At 45.1% G+C, this 17,678-nt stretch carries 15 protein-coding genes; all 15 read left to right on the forward strand.

The features are described 5' to 3' along the window. Nucleotides 1–964 precede the first annotated feature (964 nt). The 15 genes from ELS82_RS07490 to ELS82_RS07560 all read left to right on the forward strand — a co-directional run bounded on the left by ELS82_RS07490 (nt 965) and on the right by ELS82_RS07560 (nt 17,638). A complete protein-coding gene (locus ELS82_RS07490; protein WP_134834941.1) occupies nt 965–2,182 on the forward strand; it encodes a ParA family protein in 1,218 nt (405 codons plus the stop codon). A gap of 7 nt (nt 2,183–2,189) precedes the next feature. After that, nucleotides 2,190–3,161 (forward strand): ParB/RepB/Spo0J family partition protein, encoded by a 972-nt coding sequence (locus ELS82_RS07495; RefSeq protein WP_134834942.1) that lies wholly within the window; start codon nt 2,190–2,192, stop codon nt 3,159–3,161. Between the two features lie 92 nt (nt 3,162–3,253). Continuing rightward, nucleotides 3,254–5,242, forward strand: coding sequence for a tRNA(Met) cytidine acetyltransferase TmcA (locus tag ELS82_RS07500; protein WP_134834943.1), 1,989 nt, complete (start codon nt 3,254–3,256; stop codon nt 5,240–5,242). A 346-nt stretch (nt 5,243–5,588) separates the two neighbouring features. Further along, on the forward strand, nt 5,589–5,870 hold the full coding sequence (locus tag ELS82_RS07505; RefSeq protein ID WP_134834944.1) for an STAS domain-containing protein: 282 nt from the start codon (nt 5,589–5,591) through the stop codon (nt 5,868–5,870). Nucleotides 5,871–5,874: 4 nt separating this feature from the next. Continuing rightward, complete coding sequence (locus tag ELS82_RS07510) at nt 5,875–6,234, forward strand: response regulator (RefSeq protein ID WP_053439348.1); 360 nt, start codon at nt 5,875–5,877, stop codon at nt 6,232–6,234. Nucleotides 6,235–6,279: 45 nt separating this feature from the next. Further along, nucleotides 6,280–8,346, forward strand: coding sequence for a chemotaxis protein CheA (locus ELS82_RS07515; protein WP_134834945.1), 2,067 nt, complete (start codon nt 6,280–6,282; stop codon nt 8,344–8,346). Nucleotides 8,347–8,355: 9 nt separating this feature from the next. Then, nucleotides 8,356–8,904, forward strand: a complete 549-nt coding sequence (locus ELS82_RS07520) for a chemotaxis protein CheW (protein ID WP_134834946.1) — start codon at nt 8,356–8,358, stop codon at nt 8,902–8,904. Next, entirely contained in the window at nt 8,901–9,371 is a 471-nt protein-coding gene (locus ELS82_RS07525) for a chemotaxis protein CheW (protein ID WP_134834947.1), read from the forward strand. Before ELS82_RS07520 ends, ELS82_RS07525 begins: the two co-directional genes overlap by 4 nt. Nucleotides 9,372–9,441: 70 nt before the next feature. Further along, on the forward strand, nt 9,442–11,844 hold the full coding sequence (gene aer2 / locus ELS82_RS07530) for an aerotaxis transducer Aer2 (RefSeq protein WP_134834948.1): 2,403 nt from the start codon (nt 9,442–9,444) through the stop codon (nt 11,842–11,844). After that, nucleotides 11,829–12,686: a CheR family methyltransferase gene (locus ELS82_RS07535; RefSeq protein WP_134834949.1), complete on the forward strand. Its 858-nt coding sequence runs from the start codon at nt 11,829–11,831 to the stop codon at nt 12,684–12,686. The genes aer2 and ELS82_RS07535 overlap by 16 nt, the downstream gene beginning before the upstream one ends. Before the next feature lie 9 nt (nt 12,687–12,695). Continuing rightward, on the forward strand, nt 12,696–13,346 hold the full coding sequence (locus ELS82_RS07540) for a chemotaxis protein CheD (protein ID WP_134834950.1): 651 nt from the start codon (nt 12,696–12,698) through the stop codon (nt 13,344–13,346). Further along, nucleotides 13,346–14,395, forward strand: a complete 1,050-nt coding sequence (locus tag ELS82_RS07545) for a protein-glutamate methylesterase/protein-glutamine glutaminase (protein WP_134834951.1) — start codon at nt 13,346–13,348, stop codon at nt 14,393–14,395. Before ELS82_RS07540 ends, ELS82_RS07545 begins: the two co-directional genes overlap by 1 nt. 28 nt (nt 14,396–14,423) lie before the next feature. Next, entirely contained in the window at nt 14,424–15,590 is a 1,167-nt protein-coding gene (locus ELS82_RS07550) for a methyl-accepting chemotaxis protein (protein ID WP_134834952.1), read from the forward strand. Nucleotides 15,591–15,624: 34 nt separating this feature from the next. Next, nucleotides 15,625–15,924 (forward strand): STAS domain-containing protein, encoded by a 300-nt coding sequence (locus ELS82_RS07555; protein WP_053439357.1) that lies wholly within the window; start codon nt 15,625–15,627, stop codon nt 15,922–15,924. A 16-nt stretch (nt 15,925–15,940) separates the two neighbouring features. Continuing rightward, a complete protein-coding gene (locus tag ELS82_RS07560; RefSeq protein ID WP_134834953.1) occupies nt 15,941–17,638 on the forward strand; it encodes an ATP-binding SpoIIE family protein phosphatase in 1,698 nt (565 codons plus the stop codon). The last annotated feature ends 40 nt before the right edge of the window (nt 17,639–17,678 follow it).

Below are 17,678 nucleotides of genomic sequence, written 5' to 3' on the forward strand. Positions count from 1 at the left end.
AAAATCGTAAGAACGATGATCATAGTGAACTCGAATCAATGATCAATGTGCCTCTGAAAGCATGATCATCATCTTCTAACACTTTATCCACAAGCAGAATGAGAAAAGGAAGTTCTGGTTAATCATTTCAAGTTAACTTGGCTGATATTGTCCCGAAAGAATGATCAAGGATCAAGCTCTGATATCCCATAAGTGGTGAAATAGTAATCGAATCAAAGATTCAATGAACACTCGCTTGAATTTGTCCACATAGCTGAGCTTACCACGATAGTTTCGAAAGCATGATCATGATGATTGGCCCTACAAGGCGTGCAGTTCCTATGTTGGTCAAGATGCGTAACCGAGTTGGTTGAAATTGCCCTAATCTCCCAGTCCATATACATTCATCCGTAATTTAGCCGGAAATTTTCATGCTTCCGGTGTTGATTTACACTTGATCATTTTTCCGATCTTGGATCTTTTCAATTTACCGTGAGTAAGGCTCTGAGATGCGATGAAATTTCCTTGATCATCGTTCCTAAACAAGCAATTTGATAAGGAAGCATGATCATGATGCTTCCCTTGATCATGTTTCCAATCGAAACGCGAGTAAGGTAAATATGTACCAGTGTTTTGCTGTTATTGGAGGAGATGAGTGAGTGATGAATTCTCACTTTTAAAATCGAAATTACACCGTCCGTAAATTAGTGGCTTATCTTAATCGTTCCGAGGTTCATAACTGAGGGTTATGTTTACATTGTAAATAAGTGACACTGTGACACTTTTAATGTTTTTCACTTTGTAGTGCGTTATCAATGTAAAATTGAGTCAATTTTTTGCTTGTTTAATCCTCAATTCAATCAAATTAATGTCAAAACTCAATTTTATGTGATGTTTATCTATAACTGAGTGTGCACCTTTTTATTGTCTATGGCTTGAAATGCTGTACAATCGTAACTAAGTCATTAATAACGGAATTTGGCAAATGAAACGAGAACATACGATAGAGAGTCTCATTCAACTCGCTGAAAAAACAGCTCAGGTTCAAGCAGATCGCATTGAAATAGTTTTAGAAGAGCGCAGCGACGAACATTTCCCACCGATGTCGAAAGCATTGATGGAAACACGTTCTGGTTTAACGCGTCGTAAGCTAGATGATGCGATCAGCAAGTTAGAAGAGTCTGGTCATCAGTTTACTAAGAACAATGCTAACCATTACTCCATTTCTCTTGAAGAAGCGCATATGCTGATGGATGCCGCGGGTGTTCCTAAATTCCATCAACGTAAGAAAAATGGTGACAACAAACCTTGGATTATCAACGTACAGAACCAGAAGGGTGGTACGGGGAAATCGATGACAGCGGTGCATTTGGCTGCATGTCTTGCGCTAAACCTAGATAAGCGCTACCGCATTTGTTTGATAGATTTAGATCCACAAGGCTCATTGCGTCTATTCCTTAATCCGCAAATCAGCCTCACCGATCATGAAAATATCTATTCTGCCGTTGACGTTATGCTTGATAACGTACCGGAAGGGGTAGACGTTGACAATGAATTCCTCAACAAGAATGTACTGTTGCCAACTCAGTATCCAAATCTGAAGACAGTTTCTGCATTCCCAGAAGATGCGATGTTTAACGCTGAAGCGTGGCAGCATTTGTCTCAGAATCAATCGCTAGACATTGTTAAGCTACTTAAAGAGAAGCTAATAGATAAGATTTCTGATGATTTTGATATCATCATGATCGATACAGGACCACACGTTGACCCACTAGTTTGGAACGCAATGTACGCATCGAATGCGCTACTTATTCCTTGTGCAGCGAAGCGTTTGGACTGGGCATCAACGGTTAACTTCTTCCAGCATTTGCCGACAGTGTACGAGATGTTCCCAGAAGACTGGCAAGGTCTTGAGTTTGTTCGTCTGATGCCAACCATGTTTGAAGATGACAATAAGAAGCAAGTCGCGGTACTGACGGAAATGAACTACTTACTTGGTGATCAGGTAACAATGGCGACTATTCCACGTAGCCGAGCATTTGAAACATGTGCAGATACCTACAGTACTGTATTTGATCTGACAACAGGTGATTTTGAAGGCGGTAAGAAAACACTCGCGACCGCGCAAGATGCAGTACAAAAGAGTGCGCTTGAAGTTGAGCGCGTACTGCACAGTCACTGGACATCATTAAATCAGGGGTAATTAGAGAATGGCAATTAAGACTTCAGATTTAAACGCAAGATTATTTGGTAAGGCGAACAAACGCCACGTAACGACACCACAAGAAGCGCAGCAAGCGGCTAAAGACCAAGCTCAGGTCATTGAACTTTCGGTTGCAGGCGAAGAAAAAGTGCAATTCGAATTAGTTCGAATTCCTGCAGATAAAGTGACAGAACAAACGGTCGTATTCGCAGAGAACGCACGTGAGCAATCTTTCCTAAATGAACATGCACTGTCAGATGTATTGGTGACGCTAAAAGAGCGTGGTCAGCAATACCCAGCGGTTGGTCGTAAACGTGAAGATGGCAAAATCGAGGTTCTCGATGGTAGCCGTCGTCGTATGTCATGTATTCTCGCGGATAAAGAGTTCCTGATTTACGTTGGTGAGAACATTAGCACTCAACACGCTAAGTTCCTTTCTGACGTTGCGAACGCGCACAAGCCACTCTCTCTTTATGAGAAGGGCAAAGAGATGCTAGCCAAGCTTGAGAGTGGCGAAGCTGAAGACCAAAAAGCATTAGCAAAAATGTTTCAGTGCAGTGAAGCTTTGGTGAGTGGCGCATTAAAAGCGGCAGATCTACCACTTGAGCTTCTGCAAGCTTACCCGAACGTTGCTGAGCTTGGTCGACCAACGATCGTTAAATTGCATAAACAGTTTAATGGTCTGGCGCAAGATAAGCGCACTCAGTTGCTAGAGAAATGTCGCTCGGAAGAGGGCTTTGTGTGGCAACGTAGTGAATCTCAGGGCGTTGCTCGCATTACCAAAGAAGTGACTGAAACGATTGAAGCTTGGGTGGAAGAGCTATCTCCTGCGAAGAAAGCGCCTTCGGCGAAGAAAGAGTTGGTGAAGGGGCGTGCGAACTATACGCGTAAGGGCTCTAATTTAACGCTCAATCTTAAGAAAGTTGATGATGAGTTAATGCAAGAAATCTTAGATTTGGTTGCAACTAAACTCAATTAATCGATAATTCGAAATTTATTAAGCCGCTTATTAGCGGCTTTTTTTATGTCATAATGTTAGCCACAAACGTAACTCTAGGCTTTAGTTCTCACATGGCTGCAATCAACAACTACTTCGCTCAACTCATCCATATTGCCCAGCAGCGTCATCATCGATTTGGTGTGGTTCTCTCTGGTGACAGCGACTGGCAAGACGCATCTATCTCGCACTTATGCCAGGCTGTTAAGCCGGAGAGTCTCTACCAGCTTGGCGACTCGTTAGCGCTACCTGCAACAAAAAGCGTCAAGTTTGCTAAAGGTCAGCAGCTACTTGGTCAAGAGTGTGAACTGCTCGTTTGTGATTTTAGAGATGGTTTTGATGCCAACAGTTTTAGCGCAGCGACTGGCTGCGTTAAGGGTGGTGGATTAGTTGTAATCTTATCTGATGCCCTCAAGGAGAAGTCTGGTTATGACGCTGCTTGGCTCAATCAGTCATTACAACAGTTATTGGTTATAGAGCAGGGTAGTGAGCTTCTTGCATTACCTAGTATCAGCGTTACTGAAATGTCACCGTTTGAACAGCAAAACGGTGCGATTGAGAAAATCATTAAGGTAGTTGAAGGGCATCGTAAGCGACCGTTAGTCATGACCGCAGACCGTGGCCGTGGCAAAAGCAGTGCGTTGGGAATTGCCGCCGCTCAGTTGATGCAAAGCCGAACTATTCATATCGTGTTGACCGCACCAAGCTCGGCGACCGTTGCTCCTGTATTTGAACACGCTAGTCGTTTATTGCCTGATGCTAAGTGTGGCAAGAATATTATCGAATGGCAGAACTCGATATTGGAGTTTGTTGCGCCTGATGAGTTGCTAAAATGTTCTAAAGCAATTGACTGCCTGTTTGTTGATGAAGCATCTGCGATTCCTATCCCAATGCTCAAGCAAATCGTTGAGACGCATCACCGCGCTGTGTTTTCTACCACTATTCATGGTTATGAAGGTTGCGGTAGAGGGTTTACGGTTAAGTTCCAAACTTGGCTAAAAGCGCAACGCCCTGGCTCGGTATTTTATCATCTCGATCAGCCTATTCGCTGGGCTAGCGCTGACCCGCTCGAATCTTGGCTGTTTGATAGCTTTCTGCTAAATGCTGATTTGGTTGAAGCGCCAAGTTCGGTGAGCAAACCTAGCCTAAGTAGAATCGATAAACAAAGTCTTGTTGAACAACCCGAGCTGTTACGTTCTTGTTTTGCTCTACTGGTTAATGCCCATTATCAAACCTCTCCTAATGATCTGATGTTGTTACTGAGCGACCCGGCAATTGAGCTTTATGTTTGGCAGCAAAACGGGCAATGCTTAGGCTGCATTCTGACTGTCGAAGAGGGGAAACTGTCACCAGAACTGATCAATGATGTTCAGCTTGGTAAACGTCGCCCGCGCGGGCATCTTGTTCCGATTGTGTTAGCCGGCCAGTTAGGTATTGAGCAAGCCGCCACTCAATCAAGCTTAAGAGTGATGCGAATCGCTGTTCATCCTCAGTTGCAAAATATCGGCTATGGTCAGCAGTTATTACGTCAGTTGCAAGCGATGACCGATTTCGATTTCTATTCCACCAGCTTTGGCGCGTCACCTGAACTTGTCACTTTTTGGAAAAGCGTCGGATTCGAGCCGGTTCGATTAGGCAGTCAACGTGACCAAGCGAGTGGTACCCACTCACTGGTGATGATTCTAGGAAGTCACAGTTGGAGCGCAAAGGCGAGTGAACTATTCCAGCAAAGTTTTCACTACGCACTGAGCGAAGGGTTCCAACAACTTGAGATTGAACTTGTCCGTAGTTTACTTGGCGAAAATAATGCTTCCGTTGAAAACAGTGGCGTCAGCCGCTTGGTTGAGTGTTATTCTCTCGGCGGAGCGAGCTATGATAGTGTGGCTCCAATGCTCGACAACTGGTGGAAGCAATCACCCCATTTGGTGAGTCAGCTTGATGATTTGTTTATTCGGAAAGTCATTCAACGCTGGGATTGGGCTCAATGCGCTAAGGCTTTTAATTTTCCTGGCCGTAAGCAAACCGAGCAGGCATTACGAGACGTATTAAAGCCTCTTCTATAATCATATACTTGGTTGATTTACACTGTAAAATGACAAGTCAGAACATGATTAAGCTAATTTACACTGTAAAGTAGTATGGTGCTTTTACAGTGTAAATTGGATCTGAAAGGTATTGATAAATTTAGAGATAGTTAAACACTCACTCCCAAATCGTATTTTTTTCAGGGTTATTTAAACTTCCTAATTAGCTAATAAATAACGATTTATCATTCTTTCTCCAACTACTTTTCTGATCCCCTCATACAAAATCTGTATGGACCCGCCTTGCGAATTAATGATTCCTTCCTACACTCAAGATTAAGCAACTTGCTTAATATCGGCTAGGAATAATTAAAAAGGTGAAAACATGGACTGTTTATTACCTGAGTCTCTTGATATATCGACTGTGCTCGACACGACGACTCAATACCAAAATTGGCTTACTCAAGCTAACAAACTCCATATTGACGCTTCTGAAGTGGTTCGTGTTGATGCCGCGGGCATCCAAGCACTCACCGCTTTATTCCTGACCGCGAAACGCAATCAGATTGAGGTTCAACTCATCAACCCGACCAATTCACTGCTCGAAGGTATTTCGACCCTTGGGCTGAAAGAACAGTTTGAAAAGAGCAACTCAGTTGGAGAGTGACAATATGACAAAAATTTTGGCTGTAGATGATTCGGTGTCAATTCGTCAAATGGTTAGCCACACATTACGTGATGCTGGTTACGATGTTGAGACCGCCAATGATGGAAGAGACGCTTTGTCCAAAGTGACCACTGGAAAGTTTGATGTTGTGATTTCAGACGTCAACATGCCAAACATGGGGGGCTTTGAATTAGTGAAAGCTTTAAGAGAGAAACCCCAATACAAGTTTATTCCCATCCTAATGCTAACGACTGAAACCAGTACTGATAAGAAACAACAAGGTAAGTCGGCTGGAGCAACAGGCTGGTTAGTGAAACCGTTCAATCCTGATACGCTACTAAAAACACTAAAACGCGTAATCTAGTTCGGTTTCTTCGCACACTGCAACGTCAATTGGTGAGGCAATAATATGGCTTTAGACATGGAGCAGCTGCGCAAGATGTTTTACGAGGAATGTCGTGAAAATCTTGAGGTGCTAGAAGAGGTATTGCTCAATTTAGATTTGGATCATATCGAAGATGAGTCGATCAACACTATTTTTAGAGCAGCACACTCAATCAAAGGTGGCGCAGGCACGTTTAATCTTCTCGACATTAGCGAGTTTACTCATAATGTTGAGGCTTACTTAGATTTAGTGCGCAACCAAGAGCGAACGCTTACCGTTGATAGTATCGATCTATTACTTAAGAGTGGCGACTGTATCCACAGCATGCTCGAAGGGCATGAACAGGGAACCGATGTGAATCTGGATCTCAAACAAGAGGTCAGTGAGAAGTTAGCCGAGTTACTCGGCAATGACTCTAGCGAGGCAGAGGCTTCTAATACCAACGAAAATGAAGAACACATCGATTCCCCATCAAACTCAGAGCAAGTCTGGAATATCTCTTTCGCACCGCATCAGGATATGTTCTTTAGCGGCAATGACCCGTTAAGAATATTGAGAGAGCTGAGTGAGTTAGATGATTCTTGCCAAATCCATATTGATACTTCCGCTCTGCCTGAACTGCAGGAGATTGAATCTGAACTTTGCTTCTTGTCTTGGAGTGCGACCATCAGTGGCGCACTCGAGCTCGAGCTGATTAAAGAGATCTTTGAATGGGTAGAAGATGAGTGTGACTTAACTATTGAGCTAAGCCAACCTGATATCGAGCAACCCGCTGAAGATAACCAACAAATCGCGTCACCTGTAACAACGGTTGCAACCACAGAGACGAAACCCGCTCCAGAGAATGAAACTAAATCGACCAAGGTCGCCAAGTCAGACTCAAGCGTGAGTTCCATTCGCGTGGATATCGACAAAGTTGATAGCTTAATCAATTTGGTGGGTGAACTGGTGATTACCCAGTCGATGCTCACTGAGATTGGCAATGATTTTTCCATCGATAAGCTTGAGAAACTTAAATCAGGCTTAGATCAATTGCTGCAAAACAGTAAAGACTTGCAAGAAAACGTACTCAACATTCGCATGTTACCGATGAGCTTTGCTTTCAGCCGCTTCCCTCGTTTAGTGCGTGATTTATCCAGCCGCCTTGAAAAGCAAGTTGACCTACAAATCAAAGGTGAGCAAACCGAGCTAGATAAAACGGTTCTTGAACGAATCGTCGATCCTCTCGTGCACCTAGTAAGAAATGGTATTGACCATGGTATTGAGCAACCAGAGCAGCGTTTAGAAAGCGGCAAATCAGAAATCGGAGTCATTGAGCTCAATGCTTACCATCAAGGTGGGGCGATTGTAATCGAGATTCGAGATGACGGTGCGGGTCTAAACTGCGACAAGTTGTGGAATAAGGCCTTAGAGAAAGGGGTGCTATCGCAGGACTCTCGCCGAGAAGAGTATAGCGATAAACAGATCATGAACCTCATCTTTGCTCCTGGCTTTTCGACGGCTGAAGAAGTGTCTGACATTTCTGGCCGCGGTGTCGGTATGGATGTGGTGAGACGAAATATCGAAGAGTTAGGTGGACACATAGAGGTGGAATCCGAGCTTGGCCAAGGTAGCCGCTTCACCATTAGCCTGCCACTGACATTAGCGATCCTTGATGGCCAGTTAGTGAGAGTTGCGGGAGAAGTTTACGTCATTCCATTATTAACCATTGTTGAATCGATTCAGATTGACCCTCAATGCATCAAGCTTGCTTCTGGTGGTATCGAGCTATATCGACTCAGAGAAGAGAACATCCCAATCTTACGTCTACAAGAAGAGCTTGAGATGGGGAGTAGCGGTGCTCTGGATGAGCGAATCCTTTGCTTTGTTGAAGCGGCGGGAAATCGCGTTGGTCTGCTGCTTGATGAACTGCTCGATCAACAACAGGTTGTGATTAAAAGTTTGGAATCAAACTACAGCAAAGTGGCAGGTATATCAGGTGCCACAATTTTGGGCGATGGTTCGGTGTCATTGATTCTTGATGTACAAGGACTGATTACCAACTTCTTAAATCGTGCTTCTGATTCTTCTAACAAAGGCCTAGCGGCGTAGGGGGCTCACATGGAAGTGGTAGCAACAAACGAATTTGGCGCACAGTCGCGAGAAAATATAGAAGCTCAAGCGGAAGCCTTGCTTGAGAACATGAGTGATGAAGCAAGTGAAAGTGCAGACTTTCTTAGCTTTCAACTTGCCGGGGAACTGTATGGCGTTGAAATAAAAGATGTCGAAGAGATTCGCGTCTGGGAGCGTCCGACCCCAATCCCACGAGCTCCAGATTTTGTCTGTGGAGTGATCAATCTGCGCGGGATGATCGTGCCGGTAGTCGATCTAAGACTGCGTTTTTCGGTAGGTACTCGAGAATACCTGCCGACCACGGTAGTTATCGTGCTGCGTTTTAACGATGAGGATCGAGAGCGCTTAATGGGTTTAGTTGTCGATGCGGTTAGTGATGTGGTTAGCCAAGGGCAAAATGAACTCTATCCAGCGGTCGGCGAGTCGTTAGTGACGCCTTATTTGCAGGGACTGATTAACGTCGGTGAGCAAGTGATGTCGTTACTGGACACCGAAGAATTACTCAACATTGAACGAATATTAAGGGCGCACTCATGATTATAACTCAAGAGTTTTTAAGCTTTGTCCTTGAAGGCGAAGAGTATGGCGTTCCTATCCTCGAGGTAAGAGAAGTACGTGGCTGGAGCGCGGTAAGAGAAGTTCCCAACTCCCCAGAGTATATGAAAGGGGTTTTGGAAATTCGTGGTGAATACGTACCAATTGTTGATCTAAGAATGCGATTTGGTCTGTCTCCGGCGCACATAGGTGCGACCACCGTAGTGATTGTCCTTAATGATGCACAAAAACATCCGCTAGGCATCATTGTTGATGGTGTATCTGAAGTCTATCCACTGAGTGAAGAGCAGATTAAACCGTCGCCGTATGTCTCTGCCGATGTCGATCATAGCTACGTTCGAGGAATTGCCTCAGTAGCCAATGGACATCTCATTTTAATTAATCTTGAAACTTTGTTCGATGCAGCAGAGTTAGTTCTACCCAACCAAGAGGAAGAGAGTTGGGCATAAGGCCGTTACGTACGTGGTGTTTTCGTGTCGGTAGATAACGTCAGATGAAGCAACCAGTGAGGGGAAACTCATGGCATTTTGGAATAGAAGAACGGAGCCTTCAGCTCAATTTGTAGCACCAACGCAAGATACGCTGACGGAAAGCGTTGAGCCAGAGCAAGAACAAGAGCAGGGAGTGACGAAAGAGCAGCTGTTTTCAGCGCTCAACGCCGCGCAAACTGCACTGATGATGATCGACCGTGATTTCAACATCACCTACCTCAACCAGAAGTCGATGGATCTCTTGCAAACACATGAGACCTTATTTCGATCGGTATGGCCAAATTTTCAAGCTACGGAAGAGTTCTTACTTGGTTACTGTATAGACTTATTTCATACCAATCCAAGTCATCAGAGACAAATGCTTTCCAATCCGTCCAACTTACCCTATACCACAACCATTACCGTGAAGGACGTTAAGATAGAGCTGAATGTTGGCGCTATTATCGACGCGAGCGGAAACTATGTGGGCAATACATTGGAATGGTCTGATGTTACTAGTGAGCTAAAACAGAAAGATGAAATAACCCGTCTACAAGCGGCTGTCGATCAAGCGCAGACAGCAATGGTCATGATTGACCGAGACTTGAATATTACCTACGCCAACCATGAAACCATTAGCCTGTTTAGAAAACATGAAGGGACGATGCGTAGTGTTTGGTCTGGCTTCACTGCTAGCGAAGAGTGGCTACTAGGGCGTTGTATCGACGAGTTCCACCGAAATCCAGCCCACCAACGCCAACTGCTTGCAGACCCGAGTAATTTGCCTTATAGCACCGATATCTCCATTCAAGACTTGAAGATCGAGCTCAACGTTGCCGCTATCAATGATGCTCAGGGTAACTATATTGGTAATACCTTAGAGTGGCGTGATGTGACAGAAGAGCGTGCTAAAGAAGAAGAAATTGGTCGCTTAGCCTCGGCGGTCTCAGGCATGACGACTAACCTAATGATGGCGAATAAAGATGGCATCATCACTTACTTAAACCCATCTCTCGCGACATTGCTAAAAAGCCGTGAAGGCGATTTGCAGAAAGCGCTGCCTGGTTTTGATGCCAGTAACCTAGTAGGCAAAAACATTGACGTCTTCCATAAGAACCCAGGCCACCAGCGCAACATTATTGCCAATCCGGATCGACTACCGTTTTCATCGAATATCGCGGTTGGCGGCTTAGAGTTCAACCTAACCTGTATCGCGATGCGTGATGGTCAAGGTAACTATATTGGTCCTGCACTCCAGTGGGTGGATATTACTGAACAACAAGATGGCCAACGTCAAGTTGAAGCCCTGATTCAAAAAGCGATTGCTGGTGAGCTCAATGAGCGAATTGACACCAGTGTTTATAACGGCTTTATGAAAGAGCTTGGTGATGGCATTAACAACTTGCTTGATACCATGGTTACACCTTTAGGACAGTGTATTGATGTCATGAGTCAGGTGGCGGATGGCAACTTAAATACCACCATGCCAGAAGACAATACGGGTGAGTTTGCAAGACTGTCTCATGCGGTGAACACCTCGATTGTTAACATTCGCAATATGGTAGATAAGATCACTCAATCGTCTGCTCGTGTCGCTACGGCGTCAACGGAAATTGCTGAAGGCAACAACGATTTGAGCCAACGTGTTGAAGCTCAAGCCTCTAACCTAGAAGAAACCGCGGCAAGTATGGAGCAAATGACGGCGACGGTTCGACAAAACGCCGACAATGCCAAAGGGGCGAATGAACTGTCTGATGATGCGACTAAGAAAGCCAGCAAAGGTGGTGAAGTGGTTGGCCAAGCCGTATCTGCGATGTCTGAAATCAACACCGCGAGTAAGAAAATTGCTGACATCATTGGCGTGATTGATGAGATTGCATTCCAGACTAACCTATTAGCGCTGAATGCAGCCGTTGAGGCAGCAAGGGCAGGCGAGCAAGGTCGCGGCTTTGCAGTTGTCGCTGGTGAAGTACGAAACCTCGCGCAACGAAGTGCGGCGGCCGCTAAAGAGATCAAAGGACTTATCAAAGACAGCGTTGAGAAGGTGGATGAAGGCTCTCGATTGGTCGATGAGTCTGGTGAAACTCTTAATGAAATTGTTGATGCGGTTGCCAAGGTTACAGAACTCATTGCGCAAATTGCCTCTTCGAGCTTAGAGCAGTCAACGGGGATTGATGAAATCAACCGAGCGATTGCAACTATGGATGAAATGACTCAGCAGAATGCCTCTTTGGTTGAAGAAACATCCGCTGCGAGTCAGTCGCTGCGAGATGAAGGTAAACAGTTACTGCAATTGATGAACTTCTTCAGCGATGACAACAACGTTACAACGTTTGAATCGAAAGCGATGGATAAGGGAGCGAGTAACAACGTTCGCGAGATTCGCACCCCAAAAGTCGCTAACTCTAGCTTCAAGCTTGAAGAGGATGGAGACGAATGGGAAGAGTTCTAGCCAGGACTGAGTCATCGGTGCCGGAGTCAAATGAGTTTGAGCTAACAGATAAAGACTTTAAGTTTATCCAGTGGTTCATGCACAAGAACGTCGGCATCTTCTTTTCTGATCGCAAAAGAACCATGGTCTATGGCCGTATCAGTCGCCAACTTAGGCGGCTGGGCCTGAAGCGTTTTAGCCAATATCGACAGTTGATGGAAGGCGACCAACAAGAACAGGTCAATTTCATTAACTGTCTAACGACCAACAAGACGCAGTTTTTTCGTGAATATCACCATTTTGAGTTTATTGAAAAAGTATTGATGTCTGAATGGAAGGGCCAAAACCTCAAGCAGTTGCGCATTTGGTCAGCAGGTTGTTCAACCGGTGAGGAGCCTTATAGCTTAGTCTCCTCTTTGTACTGGGCGAAAGCCTTTGAGCTATTTGAAAGCATACAGATTACGGCAACTGACCTTGACACAAAAGTTTTGGCACATGCTAAGCAAGGTATTTATAGCGAAGAAGCGCTAAACAGCATTCCAAGTAAATATCTAAAACCCTGCTTTGTGAAAGGAACAGGCAAGCAGGCAGGGAATGTGAAGTGTAAATCAGGATTGCAGAGGTTTATTGATTTTCGTCAGCTTAACTTGTTGGAAAAGTGGAATTTTGACAAGCAGTTTGATCTGATTTCATGCCGAAACGTGATGATCTATTTTGACCGAAACACACAAGAAAAACTGATTAAGCGCTTTTACCAGCAACTGAAACCCGGTGGCGTGTTATTCATAGGACATTCGGAAAGCGTGCCCGCAAGTTTGGATCTATTCCATCACCTTGGACACACCATTTACGTAAAGAAATAGGGATCACGCATGATCGAGGCTAGGAGTAGTGCTGCTCCAAAATATGAAAATCAGCACTTTAATCGTTTTTACCATCCAACAAAGGATAAGCACATCGTTAAGGTATTGCCGGGAGGCGTCTATTGCACCTCAAAAGAAGATGAGCTTATCGCGACTGGATTAGGCTCTTGTGTGGCGGCGTGTGTTTGGGATTGTCATGAGCATATTGGAGGGATGAACCACTTTCTTTTGCCCTTTGATAACAAGAGTCAGCTCAAGTCATGGAACCCAGAAGAGGTTATCTCTACAGCGTCTCGTTATGGCAGCTACGCTATGGAAATGCTGATAAACGCCATGATTGAAAGGGGCGCACAGCGTTCCTCATTACAAGTGAAGTTGTTTGGAGGTGCGCAAATGCTAGGGCGTAGCTCTATGGTCGGTGAAAAAAATGTCGCCTTTATTCTTAACTATGTAAAACAAGAAGGCCTCGATGTCGTTGCTCAGGATCTAGGAGGTTTAGAGCCGCGCAAGGTGATGTTTGACCCATGCACAGGAAAAGCTTGGCTTAAGCGAATTCCATTTACTGAGGTTCACCTGCTACAAAATCAAGAAGAAAAATATGCACGTCAGTTGGATAGAGAAAGTCATCGTCCTCATGATGATGACGTGGAGCTGTTTTAATGAAAAAAATAAAAGTATTGGTGGTCGATGATTCTCCCGTTTACCGCGCTTTGCTATCGGAACTGATCAACTCTGATCCCGATCTCGAAGTGGTAGCCACAGCTGAAGATCCACTTGAAGCGAGAGAGTTGATCAAAGTTCATAACCCAGATGTTCTAACCTTAGATATTGAGATGCCAAAGATGAATGGTGTCCAATTTCTCAAAAATCTTATGCGTCTTAGACCAATGCCAGTGGTAATGATTTCGACGCTGACACAGCATGGTGCTGAGGCAACCCTTGCTGCCTTAGAATATGGCGCAGTAGATTACTTTCCTAAGCCATCTGTGGACCGCACCGGTGAGATTGCCAGCGACAAGAAGCGAGTGATTGAAAAAATTAAGATGGCAGCGGGCGCTAACGTGACTTCAGGTACCGCCGTTGCAAAACCGAAGACCCAAAGCAAGTTAAGCGTACCCAAGCACAATGATCATATTGAAGTGGTCGCGATTGGGGCGTCGACGGGCGGGACAGAGGCCGTTAAGCAAGTGCTGTCTATGTTACCCGCCAACATGCCGCCAATTATCATTACTCAGCATATTAGTGCGATGTTCTCGACCTCTTTCGCTCAACGATTAAATGAGAACAGCGATATTCAAGTTAAAGAACTCAGCGCCAACCGAGCGCCTTTAGTAGCTGGGTGCGCTTATTTAGCGCCTGGGGACAAGCACCTTGTTGTGGTTCGCCGTGGGGCACACCTTTATTGTCAATTGGATGACCGACCAGCAGTCAATAGACATAAACCTTCAGTGGATGTGATGTTCGATACGGTCGCTGAAACTGTCGGTGATAAAGCCATTGGCGTCATTCTTACTGGAATGGGTCAAGACGGAGCAAAAGGCATGCTACGGATGAAGGAACTCGGTGCCAAGACGATTGCTCAAGATCAGGCATCATCTGTGGTGTGGGGCATGCCTCGTGTTGCGGCCGAAATGGGCGCTGCCCTTTCCGTGGTCGATTTACACAGTGTGGCCGGAAAAATATGCCACTATTTATCTCCTGATTCATAGTCAGGCCTACAACGTCAGGGAAGAATCGATGAACATTAAAAAGAACGCAAATAATACCCGATATTTCATCGCGATAGGCTTACAAATCATTCTGTTATCGACCGCAATGAGTATGTCGTCGTCAGCATTACATGTCGCTTTGATGGTGATGGCTGCAGCTGTCCCTTGGTTTGTCATACCAAGAGCGGCGCAGAAGGTGCGAGACAATCAAAGTGATACTGCTGCAACCAATGCTACAGATAAGCAGATCCCGCCAAAAGAAGTCTACCCGGTGCTATCATGCATTTCTCAACAGCTCACAGAGCCGTTAGATCACCAACGAAGTGTCGTCGATGAGTCAGTAGAAACGCTCAACGAAAGCTACTTTGAATTGCAAAAACTTGCCGAACAGCAAAACCAAATCACCTCCGAGCTGGTTGATAACTTATTGGGTAACCGAGACAGTACCAATGATATTAGCCATGTGCTGCCTAAGACAGAGGCTATCATTCGTCAGTTTGTTGATACCTTAGTCAACGTGTCAGAGAAAAGTATTTCAGCCGTGCACAGCATTCACGACATGTCCGATAAGCTTGATGCGGTATTTAAACTGCTAGAGCGAGTACGGGGTCTGTCTGAACAAACCAACTTGTTAGCACTCAACGCAGCTATTGAAGCAGCCAGAGCCGGTGACGCAGGCCGAGGGTTTGCGGTCGTTGCTCAAGAAGTTCGCGATCTTTCGGTCAAAGCCAAAGAGCTCAATGACCAAATCGAAACGGAAATTAATGTCGCCCAACAAACGGTGAAAGAAGCCAATAAAACCGTGGGTGAGATGGCATCGATTGATATGACCGAAGCGATAGAGTCGAAAGAAAAAGTGGATGCCATGTTACGTGGCGTCCAAGAAGTCAATGTGACAGTCGAGCAAGAAGTGCACAAAATTCGTTCGAGTGGCGATTTAATCCATTCGCAGGTTGATAACGGCATTCGAGCTCTTCAGTTTGCAGACATTATCGTACAGCAAGGTGAATACGCGAAGACATCCGTTGGTTACCTACAAGAGTTTGCTCAACTATGCCAGCTGTGGGGAGAGGGGGACATGGACCTCGATGAATTTACCGCGGCTGTGATTGAACTGCAAAGCCAAGTGCAGAACCGAGATGCACCAGCGGCATCGCAAGAAAGCATCGATGAGGGAGAAGTCGAACTGTTTTAAATCTTTCAGACTGGATTAATGTGAGGGAAAAAGTATGACTGTAGAAGCACAAATGGACGCAGCAGCAAAACATATCACGATTCTGATTGAAGGAGCGTTTGGCTTCAATTTGGTACAAGAATTTCGTCGTTGTTATAACGATCGGCAGGAGTTTCGATTCACCATCGACTTACGTAAGGTCGATTACATTGATAGTGCTGGCTTGGGGATGTTACTCAATATGCACAATTATCTTGGGCAAGAGGATGGCATGATTCGTATCACTAACACCTTACCCCAAGTGCGTAAAATTCTTACGATTTCGCGCTTTGATAAGAAGTTCGCTATTGAGTGATAGCTAAGGAGCTCTTATGCATGTAATGATTGTTGACGACCATGCGACCAATCGAGAGCTGTGCCGCTTTATGCTAAGTCACTTAGCTGAAACGGTAACAACCTTTGAAAATGGCCAAGGCGTGGTTGAAGCAATGGCTAAGATGGACAGCCTGCCAGATGTGATATTGCTGGATGTGATGATGCCAATTAAAGACGGTATCACCACTGCGCAAGAAATAAGACAAGCCTTTCCTGATGCGCATATACCGATTATCTTTCTGACTGTACTCGATGACCACGCTTCATTTGAGCGCTGTTTAACCTATGGTGACGACTTTATTCTCAAACCTGTAGAGCGCAGTGTTTTACTTGCCAAGGTTCAAGCGCATTACCGTATTGTCAGAATGCACAACGAAGTGAAAGAGCAACGTGATGAGCTTAGCCACTTCCATGAGCAAGTCCGCTACGACTACGCCATAGCAGAATCGATCTTTTCTAACCTAATGCTTGAGATGAGCTCTCAGGTGAAAAATATCTACGGCATAAATTACCTATCAACGCCATCTACGGTCTTTAATGGTGACCTTATTGTGGTTGCTAACCGGCCTCATGGTGGGGTTTATGTGATGATTGCCGATGCGACCGGTCATGGGCTCCCTGCCGCTATTTCGGCAATTCCCGCCACTCGGGCTTTCTTCAGTATGGCGGCCAAGGGGTTGTCATTAGGTGAAATCGCACGAGAAATCAACGAAGTGCTGGTGAGGTTCTTACCGATGGGGATGATGCTGGCGGCAAGTATTTTTGAAGTACGAGCCAATGGCTTTGAAGTCTCATGGTGGGGCGGTGGTTTGCCTGATGGTTATCTTATCGAGCGTGACGGTACCATTGTGCGTCGTTTAACATCGAACCACATGCCACTTGGGGTATTAAAGACTCACGAGTTTGAGGCAAACATACAGCACTTTAAACTCGAACCAGATCAACAAATCATCTGTTATACCGATGGCGTGATAGAAGCGATGAATGAAGAGGGTGAACAATTTGGCCAAGAGCGGCTAGAAAACGCGTTCCATAGCCAGCAAGCTATTATCCCGACACTGTATGAGTCGGTACGCAGTTTTGCTCATAAATCGGTTGGCGATGACTTATCAATACTGGCGATGACTTTCCCTATATCTAATGGCAATGCTCAAGAGCAGCCTCCTAGCCAAGCGATTCAAAATCAAATACCGATTCAATCAAGCTTAAGACTCGATGGAGAGGTGATTAAACGCGTCACGGTCATGACGGAGGTGCGTAAGTTTTTGACCGGTATTTTGCACAGCGGAGCACACCTAGATTTGGTTTGTTCGGTGCTGTCAGAACTGTTTGCCAATGCTATTGAACATGGCTTACTGCGCTTGGACTCCTCTATCAAAGAAGAGCCGGATGGTTTCTTTCTGTTTTATCAAATGCGAGAAGAAAAGCTTAAAGAGCTATCTGACTCAGCGTATATCGAATTGAATCTTGAGTACTGTCCAGAGCGGTCTCAATTGGTTATGGAGCTTGAACATAATGGCGAAGGGTTTGACTATCAGAGAAGTTATGACTCTCCCGATAAGTCTCTGACACACGGCCGTGGTATCGTTCTTGCTTCAGAATTATGTGATTCGTTGGAATATTCTAAACAGGGGCGAAGTGTCACAGCGGTATACTCATTAGCAGCAGAGCATCACTTTCCGAGTTCTAGCTAACGTTATTTACAGTGTAAAAACGTCTGGGAGTGATGTACGC

Origin of the sequence: Vibrio ouci, from assembly GCF_004551525.1 — a bacterium.
Classification (GTDB): domain Bacteria; phylum Pseudomonadota; class Gammaproteobacteria; order Enterobacterales; family Vibrionaceae; genus Vibrio; species Vibrio ouci.